This is a genomic window from Neobacillus sp. DHD-1R (assembly GCF_057747995.1).
In genome coordinates this window covers 3,124,746-3,146,278 of record NZ_CM173232.1, presented here as the reverse complement: position 1 = coordinate 3,146,278, position 21,533 = coordinate 3,124,746, and the positions used below count along the sequence as shown (strand labels likewise).

23 protein-coding genes are annotated in these 21,533 nt (G+C 37.3%); 14 read left to right on the top strand and 9 right to left on the bottom strand.

What is annotated here, in order from left to right:
- Positions 1-1,077 (top strand): copper resistance D family protein, encoded by a 1,077-nt coding sequence (locus tag AC3ANL_RS15220; RefSeq protein ID WP_488325281.1) that lies wholly within the window; start codon positions 1-3, stop codon positions 1,075-1,077.
- Positions 1,078-1,143: 66 nt separating this feature from the next.
- Here the strand turns inward: AC3ANL_RS15220 and AC3ANL_RS15215 are convergent, their stop codons facing one another.
- From AC3ANL_RS15215 to AC3ANL_RS15205, 3 genes are all read right to left on the bottom strand, one after another.
- Complete coding sequence (locus tag AC3ANL_RS15215) at positions 1,144-1,686, bottom strand: GNAT family N-acetyltransferase (protein ID WP_488325280.1); 543 nt, start codon at positions 1,684-1,686, stop codon at positions 1,144-1,146.
- A gap of 111 nt (positions 1,687-1,797) precedes the next feature.
- On the bottom strand, positions 1,798-2,001 hold the full coding sequence (locus tag AC3ANL_RS15210; RefSeq protein ID WP_488325279.1) for a hypothetical protein: 204 nt from the start codon (positions 1,999-2,001) through the stop codon (positions 1,798-1,800).
- 547 nt (positions 2,002-2,548) lie between these two features.
- A complete protein-coding gene (locus AC3ANL_RS15205) occupies positions 2,549-2,749 on the bottom strand; it encodes a hypothetical protein (RefSeq protein ID WP_488325278.1) in 201 nt (66 codons plus the stop codon).
- Between the two features lie 447 nt (positions 2,750-3,196).
- Between AC3ANL_RS15205 and AC3ANL_RS15200 the strand changes: the two genes are divergently transcribed.
- From AC3ANL_RS15200 to AC3ANL_RS15150, 11 genes are all read left to right on the top strand, one after another.
- Positions 3,197-3,520: a BC1872 family protein gene (locus tag AC3ANL_RS15200; RefSeq protein WP_488325277.1), complete on the top strand. Its 324-nt coding sequence runs from the start codon at positions 3,197-3,199 to the stop codon at positions 3,518-3,520.
- Between the two features lie 291 nt (positions 3,521-3,811).
- The gene (locus AC3ANL_RS15195; RefSeq protein ID WP_488325276.1) at positions 3,812-4,591 is read left to right on the top strand and encodes a Cof-type HAD-IIB family hydrolase; all 780 of its coding nucleotides are present in this window, start codon (positions 3,812-3,814) and stop codon (positions 4,589-4,591) included.
- Positions 4,592-4,705: 114 nt separating this feature from the next.
- Positions 4,706-5,287: a GNAT family N-acetyltransferase gene (locus AC3ANL_RS15190; RefSeq protein WP_488325275.1), complete on the top strand. Its 582-nt coding sequence runs from the start codon at positions 4,706-4,708 to the stop codon at positions 5,285-5,287.
- Positions 5,288-5,352: 65 nt separating this feature from the next.
- The gene (locus tag AC3ANL_RS15185; RefSeq protein ID WP_488325274.1) at positions 5,353-5,778 is read left to right on the top strand and encodes a hotdog family protein; all 426 of its coding nucleotides are present in this window, start codon (positions 5,353-5,355) and stop codon (positions 5,776-5,778) included.
- A gap of 9 nt (positions 5,779-5,787) precedes the next feature.
- Entirely contained in the window at positions 5,788-7,125 is a 1,338-nt protein-coding gene (locus tag AC3ANL_RS15180) for a sigma-54 interaction domain-containing protein (protein ID WP_488325273.1), read from the top strand.
- Positions 7,126-7,438: 313 nt separating this feature from the next.
- Positions 7,439-8,593: an acyl-CoA dehydrogenase family protein gene (locus AC3ANL_RS15175; protein ID WP_488325272.1), complete on the top strand. Its 1,155-nt coding sequence runs from the start codon at positions 7,439-7,441 to the stop codon at positions 8,591-8,593.
- A gap of 191 nt (positions 8,594-8,784) precedes the next feature.
- Positions 8,785-9,582 (top strand): 1,4-dihydroxy-2-naphthoyl-CoA synthase, encoded by a 798-nt coding sequence (menB, locus tag AC3ANL_RS15170; RefSeq protein ID WP_488325271.1) that lies wholly within the window; start codon positions 8,785-8,787, stop codon positions 9,580-9,582.
- A 34-nt stretch (positions 9,583-9,616) separates the two neighbouring features.
- Positions 9,617-11,254, top strand: a complete 1,638-nt coding sequence (locus tag AC3ANL_RS15165; RefSeq protein ID WP_488325270.1) for an AMP-binding protein — start codon at positions 9,617-9,619, stop codon at positions 11,252-11,254.
- 37 nt (positions 11,255-11,291) lie between these two features.
- Complete coding sequence (locus tag AC3ANL_RS15160) at positions 11,292-12,038, top strand: SDR family NAD(P)-dependent oxidoreductase (protein ID WP_488325269.1); 747 nt, start codon at positions 11,292-11,294, stop codon at positions 12,036-12,038.
- Positions 12,039-12,142: 104 nt separating this feature from the next.
- Positions 12,143-13,294 (top strand): acyl-CoA dehydrogenase family protein, encoded by a 1,152-nt coding sequence (locus AC3ANL_RS15155; RefSeq protein ID WP_488325268.1) that lies wholly within the window; start codon positions 12,143-12,145, stop codon positions 13,292-13,294.
- Between the two features lie 69 nt (positions 13,295-13,363).
- Entirely contained in the window at positions 13,364-14,569 is a 1,206-nt protein-coding gene (locus tag AC3ANL_RS15150; protein ID WP_488329736.1) for an acyl-CoA dehydrogenase family protein, read from the top strand.
- Between the two features lie 511 nt (positions 14,570-15,080).
- Here the strand turns inward: AC3ANL_RS15150 and AC3ANL_RS15145 are convergent.
- Entirely contained in the window at positions 15,081-16,514 is a 1,434-nt protein-coding gene (locus tag AC3ANL_RS15145) for a Na+/H+ antiporter NhaC family protein (protein WP_488325267.1), read from the bottom strand.
- A gap of 265 nt (positions 16,515-16,779) precedes the next feature.
- On the opposite strand from AC3ANL_RS15145, the gene AC3ANL_RS15140 reads away from it, so the two are divergent.
- Positions 16,780-17,886 carry a Gfo/Idh/MocA family protein gene (locus AC3ANL_RS15140; protein ID WP_488325266.1) on the top strand — a complete coding sequence of 369 codons (1,107 nt, stop codon included), beginning with the start codon at positions 16,780-16,782 and terminating at the stop codon, positions 17,884-17,886.
- Between the two features lie 205 nt (positions 17,887-18,091).
- Here the strand turns inward: AC3ANL_RS15140 and AC3ANL_RS15135 are convergent, their stop codons facing one another.
- From AC3ANL_RS15135 to AC3ANL_RS15120, 4 genes are all read right to left on the bottom strand, one after another.
- Positions 18,092-18,322 (bottom strand): ABC transporter, encoded by a 231-nt coding sequence (locus AC3ANL_RS15135; RefSeq protein ID WP_488325265.1) that lies wholly within the window; start codon positions 18,320-18,322, stop codon positions 18,092-18,094.
- Between the two features lie 139 nt (positions 18,323-18,461).
- A complete protein-coding gene (locus AC3ANL_RS15130; RefSeq protein ID WP_488325264.1) occupies positions 18,462-18,944 on the bottom strand; it encodes a DUF2231 domain-containing protein in 483 nt (160 codons plus the stop codon).
- A 332-nt stretch (positions 18,945-19,276) separates the two neighbouring features.
- Positions 19,277-19,501: a hypothetical protein gene (locus AC3ANL_RS15125; RefSeq protein WP_488325263.1), complete on the bottom strand. Its 225-nt coding sequence runs from the start codon at positions 19,499-19,501 to the stop codon at positions 19,277-19,279.
- A 63-nt stretch (positions 19,502-19,564) separates the two neighbouring features.
- Positions 19,565-19,873 carry a hypothetical protein gene (locus AC3ANL_RS15120; protein WP_488325262.1) on the bottom strand — a complete coding sequence of 103 codons (309 nt, stop codon included), beginning with the start codon at positions 19,871-19,873 and terminating at the stop codon, positions 19,565-19,567.
- 209 nt (positions 19,874-20,082) lie between these two features.
- On the opposite strand from AC3ANL_RS15120, the gene AC3ANL_RS15115 reads away from it, so the two are divergent.
- Positions 20,083-20,442 carry a hydrolase gene (locus AC3ANL_RS15115; RefSeq protein WP_488325261.1) on the top strand — a complete coding sequence of 120 codons (360 nt, stop codon included), beginning with the start codon at positions 20,083-20,085 and terminating at the stop codon, positions 20,440-20,442.
- 124 nt (positions 20,443-20,566) lie between these two features.
- Here the strand turns inward: AC3ANL_RS15115 and AC3ANL_RS15110 are convergent, their stop codons facing one another.
- Positions 20,567-21,337 carry a YqcI/YcgG family protein gene (locus AC3ANL_RS15110; RefSeq protein WP_488325260.1) on the bottom strand — a complete coding sequence of 257 codons (771 nt, stop codon included), beginning with the start codon at positions 21,335-21,337 and terminating at the stop codon, positions 20,567-20,569.
- Positions 21,338-21,533 lie beyond the last annotated feature (196 nt).

The window sequence follows — 21,533 nt, the reverse complement described above, 5'->3', positions numbered from 1 at the left end:
ATGAACTATTTCATACCGATTGCTGAATTTGGAAATTATTTTTTGTTTTCCATTTTAGTCGGGCATGTTGCCCTTCAATTTGTACCTGAGGCAAATAAGCCTAACATAATTATTGCCAAACCGTTTTTACTGCTTTCAACTCTCGGAATTATCATATTTTCATTAGCCCCTATTGTCCAAACGATTAACTATTTTATTGGTGGTATGGGTCTCAGTGTAGCTATACAGGCAGTTTTATTGGATTTTCAAGTGGGGAAGGCCTGGTTATTTATCGGCTTTATGGCAACCTTCTTATGGATTACCCTCATGGTAAACGGTTCAAAATATATTCAAGCCCTTTGGCTTATTCTGATGATTTTAGCAGTTGGCTACTCCAGTCATGTGGCATCACTGTCATTTTGGGCGGGATTAATTTCTCATAGCCTCCATTTTTTAATGGTCACATTGTGGGTAGGGGTTTTAATTCATCTTACTTGGTTTACTAAGGAGCTGCCGAATTGGTCAAAAGTATTACGGTGGTTTACGCCAATGGCATTGATTTGTTTTATCTTTACTATTATAAGTGGATTCATCCTTATGTTTTATGTAGTAGAGCCAAAAAACTACGTTAAGGCGTGGGCATTACCATATGGTCAAATGTTGCTGTTAAAACATATATCTATCATTCCTGTTTTAGTCTTTGCTTTCATAAATGGTATTCTTGCAAGAAAATCCCTAAAACATTCAGATTTTAATCCTCGTCCTTGGTTAAAAGGAGAGAGTATTTTCTTATTTGTCATTTTTTATATAACCGGTGTACTAGGGACATTATCACCTCCACATGATGTTGATTTTACTGTTAAAACTGAGGGCGCATCTAAATGGGTAGAAACGTTGTTAGATATGGATATTGTTTCAACCTTACAAACCCATTTTGCCCTATCTCTACAATCGGGATTATTAATCCTATGTTCGATTATTTTTTTAATGATGATTTTCATGAGTTTTAATAAGACTAGACCAAAATTATCTGTAGCATTTGGAATCTGTTTTATTGCTGTATTATACCTGGGTTTAATGTATTCATTTAAAATTTGAATAAAGGGCTAACTAATACAGTTAGTCCTTTTAGAGTTATAGGATGGCAGCTATAAAACTTCTAACTTATTTTAATAATTGTTTTTGGCTTCGTAGAACGGTAATAAAACCATCCATTATATCATGACTAACAGTAAATCCTTTATGGTTGTAAAATTCCAAGGCGTCAATATTGCCATTCGAGACAAAGATAAAATAATCTTCAACATCTTCAAATTGTTTCAACCATTTCATCGACATATTGAAAAGGGTTGAGCCGATCCCGTATCGTCTGTACTCTTCTTTAATATAAAAATTGGATAAACATCCCACATTGTTTTTCCTAACAGATGAAAGGTCAAAAAAAGTGGCGAAGTCATTTGAATAGGCTTCTTTAGGAGAAATATTAGAGTATACATAACCGACTATTTTCTCATCATCTTTTACTACCACAGTATAATTATGTAGTGCACTATTTAGGGAAGGAATCATTCGCGTCTCAAAATTCATGCTGTCAAACAATTCAGGTGTTATGTATGCTTTTGATTTTTGAAAGGCCATGAGTTCATTGCACAAATCTCGACAGTACTCTATTTTCTCGTCAGGGATTACTTCATAATATATGTTCATGTTTTCACTCCTTTTCCTTTTTCATTGTACTCGGAAATTTGAATTCTGTCATAAGAATCAAATATAGAAAAGAGCCTTTTTTATGCCAATATGCACAAAAAAGGCTCATTTTTATTTTTTAATTGGTGGATTGTTGATGTCTACGTGAAAGGGAAGTGAATGGTCCGCTTGGTTACTTCCATAAAACTGTTCTTGGATTTGATGATTGGCCGTTTCTGCTTCAGAATCTCCTGAAAAACTCCTAGACCCAGCTTCATTAAATAGATTATCCATCTTTTGATTTGCTTCAACGGCATCATTTTTCATGTTTTTCATTCTACACAGCCCTCCGAACTACTTCAATATTCTGACGAAAAAATGTAAACAGTACATATTGTTACTATTTCCAACGATTTATAGATGCATGCAATTGTTTATAAAATAGACGATGAGTACCGCAGATTTGCTATAGGTGAGATTAGATAATTTTTATGAGTTGTGTTTTTTCGTTATGAAAGCGCATACATTAATATTAGATACTGGAGGTGACACAAATGATATTTCCTTACGGTAAAGATTACATCAAATACTTAAATGATGAAGGTTCTTTTCGGATAACGTACGATCAATGGATAAGTAAGAATGGAAAACAACACACTGGAAAATGTGTTCAATGTGGACATGGTAAAGACCATTTTCAGGCTTGTCCAAAGTGTAATTATTATTAAAAATTATAAAAAATAAAAAACCGCTACCCTGCCCCATAAAAAAACTCCTAAAAAGGATAAAAATGGTCGGTGCGGCTCAACTATCATATAATATTTATACCATTCTTGATTTGGGGGAAAGGCTCCCTAGAAGGGCAGTTGATAAGAAAAGAGGGTTATGAACTCTTTTTGAACTTCATGCCAAATGTTAGGATTTCATTACTATTCTTGAGAATGAAACCGTAATTTTTGTTATGATCAATGATAATATCTCCCTCTAGATATTGTTTAACAGTTGGGTTAATTAGGACGCTAACTTCCTCGATTGGATATACTTCATCATCTTCTACTTGCTCATCCTGAGCAAGTTCAAACATAACAGTTGCACCTCAACCGGTAGTTCGAATTGCGTTAATTCTCACCATATGCTTTTCTTGTAAGAGCGTAACAAGTTGATTATACGCTTCTTTTGTCAGGTCAACTCTCATTTTTTTCACCCCTTTGTAGATTATTTCCCTATCCTTAAAAGAACTAATCGTTTGTCAGTAAATCTTTTATTTCTGATGGAAAAAGAATAGTGAATACAAGTATAGTCTATTGTGTTTAAATTGTGAAAGTTTATGATTTTGAGATGAGTTAACCGTAATAGCTCAATCTATTCTGATTGAGCTTCTTTCAATTAACATTTAGACACATTTAGATTGAATAAATGTTTTTTTTTGGGAATTTTCTAATATATACTAGAAATAAAATGAAGTCTGTTATATAATTATGATTAAATAAAAGAACTGTTATATAACATAATTAAAAAGGGGAAATGGTAAATGATCAAAATTGACTCGATCGCTCGTAGAATACTAGGTTGGAAATTAAATAGATGGGATCGATGGTATGATTATGAAAAGGGAATTTTCATCCACGAGTCTGAGTTTCAACCTGAGCAAAACATTGAGCATGCTATGGTGATTGTTGGAAAATTAAAAGAGTTAGGGTTTACGTATAAAATGACAGGTGCCGCAAAGGTATGCTTTAATGAAATTTGTGCGACAGGGGATACGTTGGCACAAGCGATTACAAATGCTGCTTACTCAATCATTGAACAAAGTTCTGTGCCTGATAGCAATAGAATGTGGCAAAAAATGTGCTAAAACTGAAGCGAATAGTTTAAACAGGCTGTCAGGATTTCCTTGACAGTCTTTATTTTTTTATCTTCCCGAAAGTAATCGAATAGTAATTAAAGTAAAGATGAATATTAATATTAACCCTAGACGAATTGAGAAGGTTATCTACCCATAAATTCTGATAAAAAACCTAAAGTTGTCATTTTTTATATTACAGATAAACCATCCAATTAATAGAAAAATCTTTAACTTTCGAGTTGACATGAAACGGGTTTCATAAATTAAACTATTATTAATACATCGAAAGTGGGAACAAGAATGACAAATCAAAGTGTTATTTTTTTTGATATAGATGGAACCTTACTTACACATGATAAGGAACTACCTAAATCCACCAAGGACGCAATTTTTACATTAAAGGAACAAGGACATGAAGTAGCAATAGCCACCGGACGTGCCCCTTTTATGTTTGAAGAATTGCGAAAGGAATTAGATATTAATACTTATGTAAGTTATAACGGACAATATGTTGTGTTAGATGGGGACGTTCTATATACCAATCCTTTAAAGATTACTTCCCTAGAAAAATTAGCAGAAGCAGCCCTACATAATAACCATCCCGTGGTGTTTATGGACCATGAAGATATGAAAGCGAATGTTCCGGAGCATGCTTACATTAAGGAAAGCATTGATACATTAAAAATCAACAGGTTTCCAACCCATGACCCGTATTATTACAAAGGTCGTGAGTTGTATCAAACACTTCTTTTTTGTCATGTTGGGGAAGAGAGACAATACGAAAAGGAATTTCAGGACTTTGATTTTGTGAGATGGCATCCTGTTTCGGTCGATGTACTTCCCAGAGGAGGGTCAAAAGCCAAAGGTATTGAGAGGATAGTTGAAAAACTGGGCTATCCTGCAGAACGACAATTTGCCTTTGGAGATGGTCTGAATGATATGGAAATGCTCTCATCTGTTAAGAATAGTGTAGCAATGGGGAATGCTGTTGAGCAGGTAAAGGAAGTTGCCAAATATGTAACCAAATCGGTTGAAGAAAATGGGATATTCCATGGCCTTAAGATGGTTGGACTGTTATAGTTAAAAAGTTGATAGGGATTTTAACGGCTGTCGAGGTTTTTTAATCGACAGCTTTTTCTCTGGAGAAGTTTGCTTTATGTTGTGAAATAAACCACATGCTTGGAGGGCTTTGTAATGAGAGTTAGCCTAAAAGAATTTAAAAAAAATGATTTACATTATATTGTCAGATCTGCATTAGCGCAGGATGCGAAAAGTTTGTCGGAAGTACGATTGCAAATTGATGGTGAAACAGAAAATTTAGATAGAGAAAAAGGCGAAGCGTACATTGATGAAGCAGGTTTTAAACAGATCATTAAAGAGGATACAGAAAGTAGTCGTAACCTCTTTTTAGTAGCTGAGGTAAATGAAAGTATTGTAGGTTTTTCGAGATGTGAAGGGAACAAATTGAAAAGAATGGCTCATAAAGTAGAATTTGGCGTCTGTGTATTAAAAGAATATTGGGGATATGGGATAGGTCAAAACTTTTTAAAAGAATCAATTCATTGGGCAGACTCAAATGAAATTAAAAAAATAACTTTGACTGTACTCGAAACCAATCATAAAGCTATAAAGCTTTACCAAAAATATGGTTTTGAAGTAGAAGGGATATTAAAAAAAGACAAACTGCTATCTGACGAGAATTACTATAATACCATCATGATGGGGCGGATCGCTGACAGCATAGTCGATGTCGACATTGCTTTCAAGAGAAGTTAAAGGTATAGTTGAAGGTATAAATGTAATATTCACAATATTTTAATTAATTATAGGAGAATAAATGCATGAGTTTAATCATTGATAAATTGTTTATAGGACAAATTGGGCGACTCAAACGGACATTTAATGATAGTGATGTAAGGTTATGTAATGAGTTAACAAAAGATTTTAGTCCTGTTTATCAAAAAATTGAAGATGATTGGATAACTTTTTACAGTAAACCGATAGTTCCCGGGTTACTAACGGAAGGCTTAATCACTCAGGTAATCAGCCAAAAGCTGCCTGGAAGTGCGTGTGTGCTACTTCAAAAGGAATTAGTCTTTTATTATCCCGTACATATAGGGGATGAGATTACTGCCGAACTAGAAATTATTGATATAAACCATGAGCGCAATTGGGTAACACTAAAGGTTAATTGTTATAACCAAAATCGAAATGAAGTGGTTAAAGGACAGGCCGTCATCCTAGTCTTACCGAGTCACATTTCTTAGGTGGGGAACATGGAAAATATAACAAATTTGCAAAACCATGTAGGGCAATGGGGTTTTATTGTAGTTGATGAAAATGGTTTTGTCAGTGACGCTAGTCCTGATTTTTTTCATCATTTTCCTTTTACCATGTCGGAATTGCTTGGTGTCTCTTTAGGTCAAGTGATAGAAGGTAATTCAAAAAAATTAACTCCTGCTACTCAACAACAAAACGTGATTTTCGGCGTAATAAAGAACCAGTCCTGTTTAATTCGAGTCGATAAACTAAGCAATCAAACTGTTTATTCGATTATTTTAAGAAAAGATGAGATCAGCATTTATGAATTAAACTCTTTTATGAAAACAATAGAGAAACCGAGAATAAAGAACATAATAAATAACAATATTCGGTATAGTTTCGAGGATATAATTGGGGAAAGCCCATCGATGAACCAAATCAAAGAGTTGGCTGCAAGAATCGGTGCGAGTAACTCCACTGTGTTACTTACAGGGGCAAGTGGAACGGGGAAGGAACTTTTTGCCCAAGCAATCCACGGTCTCAGTTCAAGGAAGAATCAGCCCTTTATAGCGGTTAACTGTGCTGCCATCCCCGATGAATTATTTGAATCCGAGGTTTTTGGATATGAAGCAGGTGCATTCAGCGGTGCAAAAAAAGAAGGGAAGCCAGGCAAAATTGAATTAGCGCAAAATGGAACGCTTTTTTTAGACGAAATATCTGAACTTCCTTATCAAGCCCAGGGAAAACTGCTTCGGGTATTGCAGGAACGTGAGGTAGAAAGGCTTGGGGGAACAGGGAGTATAAATGTCGATATCCGAATCATTGCCGCAACGAATCGGGATTTAAAAATGCTTGTACAGGAAGGAAAGTTCAGACAGGATTTATTTTACAGATTGTATGTATTTGAATTGAAAATTCCTTCTCTTCGTCAAAGAAAAGAGGACATTCTGCCATTGGCATATCATTTTATCGATGAATTAAATGAGAAATTAGTTCAAAATGTAAGATATTTAGCGCCTGAGTTACAGGAATGGCTCATAAGTTATGAGTGGCCTGGAAATGTGAGAGAATTAAAAGCCTTTATTGAACGTGGAATGAATATGATCGAGGGTGATACGCTTACAATGGAAGGTTCATTTATTTTATCACCTTATGAAATGACTGAACATATAAATGAGGCAGAAGGAATCACAATGGCAATGAGTTTAGAAGATGCGGTCTCTAAGGCTGAAATTGCTGCTATTCAGCAAGCTTTAAAAGTATCTAATGGCGATCGGACAAAGGCAGCCCAAATTTTAAAAATTCATATAGCTAGTCTTTATCGAAAGATTGCTAAATATAACTTGAAATGAAAGGGAGAACACACGGTATAGTGTGTTTTTTTTTCCATCCTAGTTCTTTTTCATAGGTGGTGCTAATCAATAGGTAGAAATCAACTTTAACCTCTGAAAGTCATATGATTATACATACATAATATGTTAATAATAGAAGATTTAAATTCACTTCAGTCTAAAAGGTTCTTGTAAAAAAGGATTTCGCAAGAATGTTTCGCAGAAACGCGAAAAAATAGTGGAATTGCAAACTATTGAATTTATAAAGCCATAAGAATAGCAAAAACAATGTTGGCATGGAATTTGCAATATTAATGGGTAAGGAGGGGTTCGCTTGTTAAATTTTTCATTTAGTAAAGAACAGGATTATTTTCGAGCGATGCTAAGGGATTTTTCCATAAAAGAACTACTTCCACAATACACAAAATGGGATCGTGAAAAACTACATCCAAGGCATTTATGGAAAAAGCTTGGGGAACTTGGCGTGAATGGCATGAGAATACCAGAAGAATATGGTGGAAGCGGAGCAGAATGTGTTACAGCCGGAATAGCCGCAGAAGAAATTGGCAGAGGAGATTTTAATCTAACTTATGCTGTCATGCTGAACGCATTGGCTTCCGAAATCATTGCCAATCATGCAACAGAGCAATTAAAAAAAATATGGCTTCCTCACATTTCCAGTGGTGAAAAAATTGTCGGTGTGGCGATAACGGAACCTTCGGCAGGAACAGATGCAGCAGGAATTCGCTCGACTGCTGTACATATGGGGGATCGCTATATTTTAAATGGGGAAAAATCTGGCATCAGCGCAGCAACATTTGGGGATGCATTTATTGTATTTGCGAAAACAGATCCAAATTCGGGTAGTAAGGGGATCAGTGCATTCATTGTCCCGTCGGACTTACGAGGTGTGGAATGTAAAGGCTATGAGGATATGGGAAATATCCCGATTGGAAGAGGCTCTATTTATTTAACTGATGTAGAGGTACCAGTGGAAAATATAATTGGGTTAGAGAATAACGGCTTTTTTCAGGTAATGAATGGGTTTGACTTGAGCCGGCTCCTGATCGGACTTCAATGTGTAGGGGCGGCCACGCAAAGCATCGATGAAACCATTGAACATGTTAAAACAAGGCATTCCTTTGGAAAACCATTGGCGAAATTTCAAGGTGTTTCCTTTCCAATCGTCACCCATTCCACACAATTAGAATTAATCAAGTGGCAAGCTTATCGCGGACTTTGGCTCCGTGACCAGGGCAAGAAGCATACAAAAGAGGCCTCGACTGTAAAATGGCTAGGTCCAAAATACAGTCAAGAAGCCATTCATGAATGTATGTTACTCAATGGGCATTATGCCTATACGAAAGAACTGCCGCTTGAACAAAGGCTACGAGATGTCATTGGCTTGGAAATTGGAGATGGCACGGCCCAGGCTAATCAAATGGTTATTGCGAAAGAATTAATTGGCAGAGAATTTCGTCCCTATTAAAGAAGAAAGTTTTAATATATTTACATCCTGTCCAGATCGGCGAAACGATAACAGTCTAGATCGAAACTATTGATTACAATAGACATAGTAATTAATTACAGAAAAAGTGATATGCATCAATAGTTTTGGAATATAAGTAGGAAAAGGACAACTCATTTTGAAGATGATAAAAGAACAGGAGGCATGAAAATATGGAACTACAAGACGTAATCTACAAAAAAAGGGATGGAATTGCCATAATTACGATTAACCGACCTGAAGTGTACAATGCATTTCGGGCCCAGACGGTACAAGAATTAATCTTTTCTTTTCGGGATGCCTGGGATGATAACACAATTGGTGCTGTTATTTTAACAGGTGCTGGCGAAAAGGCATTTTGTACTGGCGGTGATCAAAAGAATAAAGGCGATAGTGGCTATGACAGCACCGGAGGTCTAGGCGGGGGCATCGGTTTAGAAATTGAAGCGCTTCACCGGACTATTCGTGCCCTTCCCAAGCCTGTAATTGCGGCCGTTAATGGCTTTGCGATTGGTGGAGGTCATGTTCTGCATGTCGTCTGCGATTTAACAATTGCTTCGGAAACGGCCATTTTCGGTCAAAGTGGTCCTAAGGTAGGAAGCTACGACGCTGGCTTAGGCTCTGCCTATTTGGCAAGGATTGTTGGTGAAAAGAAAGCAAGGGAAATTTGGTATTTATGTGAAAAATACACAGCACAAGATGCCAAGGAAATGGGATTGGTAAATAAGATTGTCCCTCAAGGTGAACTGATGGCTGCGGCTGAAGAATGGGCAGCGAAAATAGTTGAAAAAAGCCCAACAGCGATAAAAATGCTGAAATATTCCTTTAATGCAGATTCGGCTAATATAGAAGGTATTTCACAGCTCTCAATGGCAAGTCTAGCGATGTTTTACAAAACGGATGAATCAGCAGAAGGTAGAAATGCCTTTGTAGAAAAACGGCCGGTTGATTTCAAGAAATTTCGGGTGTAACCAAATGTTCTTATTTTAAGGGGGAAATCATGCTATGAGTTTTGAAACGATTTTAACCGAAGAACTTTGTAAAAAGTACGAATCGGGTTGGTCAAATAAAACCATCCTCGATTATTTAAAACAAGCGATTGAACAGAACCCTGAAAAAACTGCCATTATTGATAGAAACAGCCGCTATACGTTCAAAGAGGTTGGTAAGCTAGTAGACCGTGTCGCTCTTGGATTGCTAGAGACAGGATTGAAAAAGGGAGATGTTATCTCATTTCAATTACCTAATTGGAATGAATTTGTCATTCTGCACCTTGCAGTTACAAGAATTGGGGCTATCAGTAATCCGTTGATCCCTATTTACCGCGATCGGGAAATTAGTTTTATGGTCAAACTTGCAGAATCAAAGATGATTGTTGTCCCTGATGAGTTCCGTGGATTCAATTATCCGGAAATGATCGAGAGACTATTACCAGAATGGCCTGCAATGGAGCATATCTATGTGATTGGGAAAAATGTGCCGACTGAAATGAAACCGTTTTCAAACCTTATTGATGTCCCATGGGAGGAACGAAGAGATCCATCTGAGTTAGATAGGATACCTATTGACCCCAATGAAATTACTGAAATTATTTTTACTTCTGGGACCACGGGGGAGCCAAAAGGAGTTATGCATACCCATAATACGGTCACCTATTCCTCCGAGCTTTGGCCAGATCACTTGAAATTAACGTCAAACGATGTCATTTTCATGGCCTCGACATTTGCCCATCAGACGGGTTTCCTTTATGGCGTTCGCTTACCATTTATTTATGGAGGTACTGCGGTTTATCAGGATATTTGGAATCCGAAAGAATTTATCGAATTAATAGAAAAGGAGAAAATCACCTTTACCACAGCTGCGACACCTTTTTTACAAGATACGATTCAAGTCAAGGAGATTGAATCATATGATTTAAGTTCACTCCGATACTTTGCAGCGATTGGCGCACCGATACCAAGAACGCTTGTAAAACAGGCAGCACAAAAGCTGCCGTGTCGGATTCTCTCAGGCTGGGGTCAAACTGAAAATGGTTTAGTGACACTTACGCTGGCAAATGATACAGAAGATAAGCTAACCAGCACGGATGGAACCCCATTTCCAGGAATGGCTGTGAAGGTAGTTGACCCCAATGGACAAAAGCTCCCGCCAAATGTAGAGGGTGATTTACTGGTCAGTGGGCCTGCATTATTTGTTGGTTATTTAAAACGTTTGGAGCTGACGAAGTCTGAGTTTGAGGGGGATTGGTTTATAACAGGAGACCGGGCAGTCAAGGATGAGGACGGTTACATTCGAATCACAGGCCGCAACAAAGATATTATCATTCGCGGCGGTGAAAACATCCCTGTAGCCTATGTTGAAAATATTTTATACGAACATCCCGACATCTCGATTGTACAAATTGTTGCAATGCCTGATGCCCGACTTCAAGAGCGAGCCTGTGCCTTTATTAGTATGAAGGAGGGGAAAGCTCTACTTACGATGGAGGCCATGCAAGCTTATTTAACCGATAAAGGAGTATCAAAGCACTATTGGCCCGAACATTTAGAGGTGATTGAGGATTTCCCAAGAACACCTAGTGGCAAAATTCAAAAGTTTCGATTACGGGCAATCATTCAGGAAAAATTAACGGATCGAGTATAAGCTGCTAGACCAATTAGGAAAAATGGAGGGATTCATCATGGGACAACGTGTAGCGTTTGTGACAGGAGGAGGAAGCGGAATTGGAAGAGAAATTGCAAGATTACTAGCTTCCCGTTCCTTAAAAATAATTGTAGCCGATATCAATACCGGAGGGGCGGAAGAAACGGTTTCTATTATTAAAGAAAAAAATGGTGAAGCTATAGCGGTCTATTGTGATGTTACGGACTTAGAAAGTGTTAAAAACTCTGTCCAAGAATCAGTGAATTATTTTCAAACAATAGATGTGTTAATCAACAATGCAGGCTGGGATAAGGTAGAGCCTTTTCTCAAAAGCGAGCCAAATACATGGAAGAAAATAATTGATATTAACTTAATGGGTCAGATTCATACATGTAAAGAAATTTTACCGATTATGATTGAAAACAGTTACGGGAAGGTCGTGAATATTGCCTCTGATGCCGCAAGAGTAGGCTCAAGTGGCGAAGCAGTCTATTCAGCTGCCAAGGGAGGGGTGGTTGCTTTGACAAAAACGCTGGCCCGGGAAATGGCCCGCCATAAGATCAACATAAATTGTGTTGCACCAGGTCCAAGTAACACACCGCTATTTCAAGAAATCGGATCATACAATGAAGGTCTAACAGGGGCATTAGAAAAAGCGATTCCATTCCGGCGCTTAGCACAGCCGGAGGATATTGCGGGGGCGGTAGCATACTTCGTGTCGGATGATGCAGGTTACGTAACAGGGCAAACCCTGTCGGTCAGCGGGGGGTTAACGATGCTTTGATCAAACGCCAGTATGGGGGACGTGTTTCCCTATACTGGATTCCTGTTTTTAATGCCTGAAAAGTTTTATACACCTATAACCATTAAGAAGGGATGTGGGAACATATGGATTTTAGATTGTCGGACGATATTGTGTCGCTTAAACAAGGGATTCGAGAATTTGTCGACCATGAAGTCGAACCGTATGCGAAGGAAATTGAAGAAACGGATGAAATCCCTGGAACACTCTTAGAAATGTCCAAAGAAATGGGCCTGTTTGGTTTAAGCATCCCGGAGGTGTACGACGGTTTAGGCATAGGCATGGTGGGAAAATGTGCGGCGTATGAGGAATTAGGCCGCACCCATAATGGCTATACCACTGTTATTGGCGGGCACACGGGAATCGGTTCGGTTGGAATTGTCGAAATGGGCAATGAAGATCAAAAGAGAAAATATTTACCGGAAATGGCAAAAGGAAATCGCATCGGAGCCTTTGCGTTAACAGAACCAAGTGCAGGCTCGCACGCTACTAATCTAAAAACAACAGCTGTCAAAAAAGGCAATAAATATATCCTAAATGGAAGCAAACACTACATTACCAATGCATTTCTAGCCGATGTATTCACCGTCATGGCTGTAACCGATCCCTCTAAGGGTGCCAAAGGGATTACCTCCTTCATTGTTGAGAAGGACTTTCCTGGCTTTAAAATTGGAAAAAAGGAAAAGAAAATGGGCCTGCATGGGTCCCATTCTGCAGAAATTTTCTTTGAGGACTGCGAGGTTCCTGCAGAAAATGTTTTGGGTGAAGAAGGTCAAGGGTATGTGAATGCTCTAAAAATTCTTGCCAATGGCCGTGCAGGTCTCGCGGCAAGAAATCTCGGATCATGTGATAAATTACTGGAAATGTCACTCGATTATGCTCACACAAGAATTCAATTTGGCAAACCGATTTTTGAACAGCAGATTATCCAGCATTATTTAGCAGAAATGGCGATGGAAACTGAATCACTAAGAGCAATGACCTATCGGGTCGCGTGGATGGTTGATCAAAATATGAAAGTGATCAAAGAAGCAGCAATGGTGAAATTACTAGGTTCTGAAATTTATAACAGAGTGGCCGACAAAGCCGTGCAAATTCACGGAGGTCTGGGTTATATAGCCGAATACCCAATTGAACGATTTTACCGTGACGCCAGGATAACGAGGATTTATGAAGGGACATCGGAAATCCAGAAAAACATTATCGCGGCACAGCTTCATGCCAAATATTCCAATTAAGTGCTGTCCTTTAACGGTGGACATAGCATGATCGAATAACACATAACAAAATAAGGAGGAAGATCGGTGCTGAATTTTCATTTAACCGAAGAACAAGAAAACGTTCAGAAAACGGTACGTAAATTTGTAGATAAAGAAATTATTCCTTATATTCAGGAATGGGACCGGAACCATCATTTTGAGCCACGTATTTTAAAGAGATTGGCTGAACTACAGTTGATGGGGGTGTGTATACCTGAAGAATACGGCGGCGTCGGGATGGATTATAACACCTTAGCAATTGTTTGTGAAGAGCTGGAACGTGGGGATACTGCCTATCGTACAGCTGTTTCCGTCCACACCGGCTTAAATAGTATGACATTATTGCAATGGGGAACCGAAGAGCAAAAGCAAAAGTACCTAGTGCCGCAAGCTAAAGGAGAAAAAATTGGTGCGTTTGGATTAACAGAGCCGAATGCAGGATCCGATGTAGCAGCGTTGAATACGACAGCGATTAGGGATGGTGATACGTACGTCCTAAACGGGTCAAAAACGTGGATCTCCCTTTGTGATGTAGCGGACCATTTCCTTATTTTTGCTAAAACAGATGCCACTCTCGGTTCAAGAGGGATTTCAGCCTTCATCGTCGAACGGACCTTTGAGGGAGTAACGACAAAAGCAATTAAAGGGAAATTAGGAATTCGTGCCGGAAATACAGGAGAAGTCTTTTTAAGTGGGGTAACTGTCCCTGCTGCGAACAGAATTGGAGAAGAGGGAGAAGGCTTTAAAATTGCCATGGCTGCACTAGATAACGGGCGCTTCACCGTAGCAGCTGGTGCATGTGGGTTGATTAATGCCAGTCTAGAAGCTAGCTTAAAGTACTGTCACGAAAGAAAAACATTTGGCAAGGAAATTGGCAAACACCAGCTTGTTCAACAAATGATTGCAAAAATGAGCGCGAATTTGGAAATTTCTCGTCTACTCGTCTACAAAGCAGGGACATTAAAAAATGAAGGCAAACGCAATACAAGAGAAACATCGCTAGCCAAATGGATTTCTTGTGATGCTGCCTTTGATGCAGCCAATGATGCTGTCCAAATACATGGTGCCTATGGCTATTCGGATGAATATCCGGTGGAGCGTTTCTTAAGGAATTCAAAGGCTCCAGTTATTTATGAAGGAACACGTGAAATTCACACGATAATGCAGGGAGAATATGCCCTGGGTTATCGTGAGGATAAACAGGTCCGCAAACCACTTCCCTCATGGCCTTTTGAGTCTGTTCCAGTAAAGTAAGTTTAGAATATAGTTAATAAAAAACTACCTATTAGATTTAAACATAGAAATAGGTAAAGGTAAGTTGGGGAATGTAATATAGTACTATTAGAATTAAAAGAGCTTGGATTCCAAGCTCTTTGTTTGTGAACGAATATGCGTTTAATACGTTATAACAACTGCGAAATTCCCTATACACAGAATATGGAAGCATATTATATGCTCTGTTTATATTTAAGGCTTGTCAAGATTTTTCTATTTCTCTATCGTCTTCAATTTTTGAATAAACAAAATCAAATAGAATGGTTAGTACTAAACTTCCAAGAAATGCCCAAAAGAGTACCATGTTGTCTTTTCTCCTTGTTGATAATTGATTTTATAATAGATTTTTAATATTAATGAGACCAATATATCACATAATTAAGGTCAAAATTATTATTTTAGTAAAATGGTTGAAAAAGATACAAAGATGAAAACATTTTAACAAGCTTTTGTCCAAAACGGTTGTGCTGGCTGAGAAGAGGAACTGAGTTTAGTTAAAAAATAGAAAAGCGCTAACAAAATATAAAATAATCGCAATGGCTGCTCCAACCACAGATATCTTCAATTTATAACGGGCATAATCGACAAGCGGCATATCGAGAATCGAAGCTGTCGTAATAGTTGTATCACCTAATGGAGAGGTTAAGGCACCAAAAGCTCCACTTGCAAATACAGCACCGACGGTTAACGGGATAGACGCCCCTGTTGAAACAGCTAAGGACATACCTAATGGCATAAACAATCCCCAGGTTCCCCAGGAGGAACCAATAAAATAACCGATCAAAGAACCGAGCACAAAAATGGTGACAGGAGTTAAAAATGCTGGTAAGAACGCCCCTAATGTAGAACTAATAAATTTTGAAAAACCAAGATCCTCTGCCGCAAGTGTCAATGACCAAATGAGGACTAGCAGACTGATGGCCTCCATCATTTGATTACCGCCATCATAAAAATGGTACAAAATTTCATGTAATTTTTGCCTTCTGATAATGTAAAAAATAAAGGATAAGACAAGTGTGATAAAAACAGCTAAAAGCATGACAAAGGTGGCATCCGCAATGGAAAATGCTTCAAATACTGTTTTAGCCCCTTTAGCTGTACCATTTTGCCATAAAAGAAATAAGGACAAACTCAAGAGCAAGAAAACTGGGAAAATTAAATTCCACGGTTGAGCCTTCACTAAGGATAATTCTTTTTGTATTCCCATGCGGTGGAATTCATTTTCTTCCGCATCTAGCAGGTCTTGATCGAGTTTATTCCTTGATTGATTTTTTTTTGCCACAGGATTCCAAAAGGTAAGGATAATGCCTATAACCAACATCACAATCGCAAAAAAATCAAACAAAATACTGAGTAAAAATACATGATAAGCAGACATGTCTATTTGAAGCTTTCTAATGCTTCCTTCTACTAAAGAGACCATGAATCCCACAAAGGCAGTAGCCACTGGCAAAAGGACAATGACTGATTCTGTTGAAATATCCATCATTAGGCCGATCCTTTGCTTGGACACATTCATTTTATTAATCAATGATTTAACGACAGGACCAATCATCATAATCCGAAACATCGGCATCATAAACGTAAAAGGGAGAGTGAGCCAGATCAGTCCAAGCAACCCGCGCTCTGTCTTAATTTTTGTCCCAATCCATTCCGAAAAACCTTTAACGCCGCCAGAAATGTTCATCATTCCAACCAATCCGCCAAATAAATAAAGAAACCCAATGATTTTAATATTATCCGCTTCAGACAAGGTGGTGACGATATAGGATACTGATTGATAGGTTCCTGTTAATAAATCAATTTTCACAATCAGAGAACCCACCAGCAGCCCTGCGACAAGACCTGGCAGAATATTTTTAAGCCAGATTGACATGGAAATTACAATAAGAAACGGTATCAAAGAAAGCCATGAATGTTCCAAAATTTCTTCCCCCAAAAAACTGATATCGGTAGTTCAATTAACTATTTGGTTATTTTGCCAAAAGGAGATGTACATTATTTATACAAATTGAAAACTTAGGAAATGAGTAGATTAAGATTAGAATCGGTTATAACAAAGAACCCATGAAATTTTTATCAATAAATCAGGATGTTTATTTGAAATTCTGATAAAATGCATTTAAGGATAAAATTTAATAAAGATGAACTATAAACGTTAAGAGCGTTTAGGAAAAGGTGGTTATAACTTGAAAAAAATTAAAGTTGGCATAATTGGTATTGGAGTAATGGGGAAATCCTATGTACTTCAATTGGATCAAGGACAAATCAATAACGCCACCTTAACAGCTGTCTGTGGCCGGAATGAAAGTCAACAAGAATGGGTGAAAAATAATACCTCAGGTGAAGTGCAATTTTTTCAAGACGAAGATGCCTTTTTCAATGAATCTGGTATTGAGGCAGTCATCATTGCTACACCGCACTATAGTCACTCTGAATTAGCACAAAAGGCTTTTTCTAAAGATATTCATGTACTTGTGGAAAAACCGGCGGGTGTACATACAAAACAAGTGATAGAAATGAACGAAGCCGCGGCATCAAGTGGCAAAGTTTTTGGAATTATGTTTAATCAACGGACCAATCCACTATTTCAGAAATTACGTGAATTGATTCAATCTGGTGAACTAGGTGAAATTAGACGTATCAATTGGATCATAACAGACTGGTATCGTTCCCAATCTTATTATGATTTAAGTAAATGGAGAGCAACATGGCAAGGTGAAGGTGGCGGTGTTTTATTAAATCAAGCCCCGCACCAATTAGACTTACTTCAGTGGACGACCGGTTTGACACCCAAAAGTGTGCATGCTTTCTGTCATAATGGAAAATATCACGAGATTGAAGTTGAAGATGATGTCACCGCTTTTATTGAATATGAGAATGGTGCTACAGGGGTTTTTATAGCATCAACCGGTGAAGCGCCTGGAACGAATCGTTTAGAAATTGTGGGTGATCGTGGGAAAATGGTAGTTGAAAATGATGATCTTATTTTTTATCGTCTAACTGAATCTGAACGATATTTTAATGCAACCTTTACAGGCGGTTTCGGGCAGCCTGAATGCTGGAAAATTGATATACCTATCAAAGGCAAAAACCCAGGTCATTTGGGAATCATTCAAAATTGGATTAATGCCATTGTAAACGGTACTCCCTTACTCGCTCCAGGTGAAGAAGGATTAAAGGGAGTAGAATTAGCCAACGCCATTTATCTATCATCCTGGTTAAACCGAACCATTGAATTTCCGATGGATGCCGATCTTTATTACGAAAAACTGCAAGAAAAAATCAATCATTAAACCTTATCAGGATCATTTAACAAGAATGTTCAGACCTTACCAAATTAACTTGGTGAGGGTCATTTTTCGTGGGCAGAATGAAATTAGGGATGAATAAAAAAATCTCAATTATGTATGTTTATAAAAAAGGAAAAGCGGGTCAGGGTTGTTAACAATTCTTTTGTCAGCAACCTTTTCCCGCTTTTATAATTATATTTTCCTATATTCACTTGCACCAATGCCAAGCTTTCTTAAATACATATAATCCAAAGAGAAGAAATGCAAGAAAGCCAATTACTGCAATAATAAGGTTTAAAATATTGCCAAGAACTCCTAGGCCGATTAGTCCAAAAAATTTAGAAATGAAACCCAATAACGAGAGTAACAACCAGATTACACCTGTAAAAAAGCCGAGGAAAATTCCGAAAATGCTCCAGGAAGAATGATTAGAACTCATAAAAATTCACCTCCTGTCATTAGTTGATCAATATTATTGTATGCGCATACACCAGATCTTGTTTTTAAAATACAAAAAAGAGGCTCAAAAAAAGCTTGGATTGATGAAACATCCAAGCTTTTTTTATGAATGAAGTTGATTAATCATCGTGGTGAAAAGTTTCCGTTTTTGGAGGATTGACAAATTTGCCATCCATTTTGACTCCCACACCTTGATCATAGACCATTTTTCCACCAAAATAACCCACCGAAAGGATGCTAGCAGAACAGATTAAAGTAAGCAGGCAATAGGTCACCAGTGAAAACCTGAGGAATTCTTTCTTTTTAAAAATAAAGAAAGCGCGGAAAGCAACAACTAGAAAAGCCAGGATGGTGGCAATATCCGCCAGGCTTTCATGGTATTCAAATACATTTGTGTTTCCTCTAGCATCATGCTCGGGTCCTGTACCTACTGCAATCCAAGCACTAATAAACGCAACCGCCCACAGCCAAAAACCCTGCTTCGGTGAAAACTTTCGCTTTGTTATAATCCAAAATAAATCATAACACGTAGCGATAATGATTAGTGCAATTGGAAAATGCACTATAATGGGGTGAGCATGAGTCAATACTTCTTCAAACATCGCTTTTCCTCCTCATTTAAGAGATGATCGATGATTTTATTATATTGCAGGACTACCTAAATTTTACTATATAATGATAAAAATTACCTGGAAATTGTCACTCCACAAAATGGAAGTGAGTAAAGAATATAAAAAATCAATGGAGGGCAATCTTTTATATAGAGAAATTAGAGGTTTAAATTAGAGGAAATCAAGCAGAGGATAAGATTTTTATATGGTTCAAATCCATGGGAATTGTAGGATAACATCCAAACTGTTGAATAAAAGCCCTCCGCCTAAAAACGTATTATTTAGTTTAGAAATGTAACTAGCACTTTATGCTATTTATTCTTTTATATTTTAACTAGTAACCTTTCGTTAATGATCTTTACATACCGTACTAAATAAGTATTTATCATATAATTTCCTTGATTACTCTTCACAATAAAATATTTATTACGATCCATTTTTTTTAATACTTCTTTTTGAACATCTTCTTTTTGAACATCTAAATTTTTTATGATTTTTTCGATTATGATATTATTATCAAGCGTATAACAAACTGTAAATTCCTTCAATCTATTTCTCCTTTCAATTATTATTAAGTAAGGATAAGCAAGCTAAGGACAAACCTTTTGATTTTATTTCTTTTCTACTTTTACTAATCCTTTACCTAAATTATTCTTTTCAAAATAGCATATGACTTGATCGTTAACTTGTATTTTAGCATCTGAGATAATGTTTTCAGCAGTAAAAATAATCTCATTCCCGTTTTCACTTTTACCGTAGTATTGATTACCTTTTATATTGTTAATTTTGTATTCTATCTTAGTGTACTTTGAAGAACCATTGCTTTTGATACTTGTGTTGTTACCAGAATATGTATGGAATCTAACTAAAACTAACAAAATTGATGTAAGTACCACAAGGATGATTACTCTTTTAATCATGTTACTCAACCTCCTTCTATGTATTTTAAGAGATGGAAGAGGAAAGTAAATCCTTCTTTTATCCTTAGTCTTTGGACCTATATTAGATCCCTGCCATTATTTCTGAATAAAATCACGAAACATAGAAGGGAATTGAAAGTTATATACTCCTATACGTTTTTCATTATCAGAGTTGTGGTAAATATGTAAAAAGGATAGGAGATGATCTAATGGATGAGCAAAAACACAGTTATTACATTAACATTCAATCTCATGAGATTTTCAGAGATTCTAATCAAGCAGAATGGAATTTTAAAATTGAAGCAACGGAAAGTCAAGTGGCTATCCTAGAACGAATGTTTGATAATAACGAAGAGACAGACTGGGAAAGCTATTTACGATCCCATATACCTTTTCGTGAATATCATCATCAGCCTCAAAATAAAGAATATGACCACCGAATGGTAATGATCTATACCTTGCTATATTATTGGGGTGATGAAAAAGCACGTGCTCATATTCGTAAAATGGGAATATTAAATGAAGACATAGTAAATCAAACTGCACTAAAGGAGCACCAAGAATTTTAAACCCGAACAGGAAAGCGATTTGATAGAGTCAGTGATTTAGTGACTTAAAGCTTTAACGTACCGGGGGTCTGACCCCAAGAAGAAGCGCAAGATTTTCTTGCGCTTCTTCGTTTAGAATTGATATCTAATCGATTCTCTTTTTCATTAATTGGTGAAATGGACATTTAGATAAGGAGGTATCATCATCACGTAAAAAATACTGCCGCCATTCAAAATTGTCCTCCATCCCATAGCTGTTTAAATCAGGATGAATAGGGATGGTATCATAGTTTTCAAGTCTTGTTCGCACTTTTGATTTTATACTGTCTGCAAAAGTCTTGTTCTTGTTAAATTCTTGTAATACCCATCTAGGGGTGATTGCCAACATGAAATTGGGGAAGTGTCTACTCTTTCTATTCTGATGGGCGGGTGTTGCACAATACATAAAATACTTTTCACCATTGAAACAGAACTCCCAAATCGGATTATGTGGGTCATGAGGAATTTGCTTTGGCCATTCCATTCCGTCCTTTTCACTTAAACCACTTAATTGTTCCCAGAACAATTGCTCAAACATTTCAACTGTATAAGTGTTATTCATCTCTTTTGGTGTTTCATAAAAAATAATTAGCGAGGTGAATTTCCCGTAATTTTTGGATGTTTTTGTGTATTCACCTAAAAGCATAGCAACCTCATCAATAGAAGAAGGAAGCCTAGGATCACCTGTAAACCCGTACCGTAGTTGATTTGTTGAAAATCCAATTTTAGCGGGTATGCACGGAAATGGATGTTCTTTATCCTTCATCTTTGTTTCAAACTTTTCTAAAGCTGTTCTTTCCCATTGTTGGAGTTGGTGTCGAGTCGAGGGGGCATCTTGGAATAGTTTGTTAATATTAATCACCTCCAAATCGCTCATACAGTATATTCAACTTTGGATTAGATAGGTGAAAGTCTAATTCAAAATGGGCTGTGGGGTCTGACCCCCAACGAAGAAAAGCTTTAAGTATAGTGGGACTGATTACGTTGATGGCTTAGGACACAATTTATTTGGTATTTATTCATGGTTACGATATTTCCTATCAATGAAGGGTTTGATATAGTAAAATAAGATG

Coding starts and splice junctions, on each gene's coding strand:
- AC3ANL_RS15200 (WP_488325277.1), top strand. CDS start 3,197: ATGATCAAAATTGACTCGATCGCTCGTAGAATACTAGGTTGGAAATTA.
- AC3ANL_RS15110 (WP_488325260.1), bottom strand. CDS start 21,337: ATGAGCGATTTGGAGGTGATTAATATTAACAAACTATTCCAAGATGCC.
- AC3ANL_RS15130 (WP_488325264.1), bottom strand. CDS start 18,944: ATGTTTGAAGAAGTATTGACTCATGCTCACCCCATTATAGTGCATTTT.
- menB (WP_488325271.1), top strand. CDS start 8,785: ATGGAACTACAAGACGTAATCTACAAAAAAAGGGATGGAATTGCCATA.
- AC3ANL_RS15120 (WP_488325262.1), bottom strand. CDS start 19,873: ATGATTAAAAGAGTAATCATCCTTGTGGTACTTACATCAATTTTGTTA.
- AC3ANL_RS15115 (WP_488325261.1), top strand. CDS start 20,083: ATGGATGAGCAAAAACACAGTTATTACATTAACATTCAATCTCATGAG.
- AC3ANL_RS15185 (WP_488325274.1), top strand. CDS start 5,353: ATGAGTTTAATCATTGATAAATTGTTTATAGGACAAATTGGGCGACTC.
- AC3ANL_RS15165 (WP_488325270.1), top strand. CDS start 9,617: ATGAGTTTTGAAACGATTTTAACCGAAGAACTTTGTAAAAAGTACGAA.
- AC3ANL_RS15195 (WP_488325276.1), top strand. CDS start 3,812: ATGACAAATCAAAGTGTTATTTTTTTTGATATAGATGGAACCTTACTT.
- AC3ANL_RS15155 (WP_488325268.1), top strand. CDS start 12,143: ATGGATTTTAGATTGTCGGACGATATTGTGTCGCTTAAACAAGGGATT.
- AC3ANL_RS15190 (WP_488325275.1), top strand. CDS start 4,706: ATGAGAGTTAGCCTAAAAGAATTTAAAAAAAATGATTTACATTATATT.
- AC3ANL_RS15215 (WP_488325280.1), bottom strand. CDS start 1,686: ATGAACATATATTATGAAGTAATCCCTGACGAGAAAATAGAGTACTGT.
- AC3ANL_RS15205 (WP_488325278.1), bottom strand. CDS start 2,749: ATGTTTGAACTTGCTCAGGATGAGCAAGTAGAAGATGATGAAGTATAT.
- AC3ANL_RS15220 (WP_488325281.1), top strand. CDS start 1: ATGAACTATTTCATACCGATTGCTGAATTTGGAAATTATTTTTTGTTT.
- AC3ANL_RS15160 (WP_488325269.1), top strand. CDS start 11,292: ATGGGACAACGTGTAGCGTTTGTGACAGGAGGAGGAAGCGGAATTGGA.
- AC3ANL_RS15210 (WP_488325279.1), bottom strand. CDS start 2,001: ATGAAAAACATGAAAAATGATGCCGTTGAAGCAAATCAAAAGATGGAT.
- AC3ANL_RS15135 (WP_488325265.1), bottom strand. CDS start 18,322: ATGAGTTCTAATCATTCTTCCTGGAGCATTTTCGGAATTTTCCTCGGC.
- AC3ANL_RS15180 (WP_488325273.1), top strand. CDS start 5,788: ATGGAAAATATAACAAATTTGCAAAACCATGTAGGGCAATGGGGTTTT.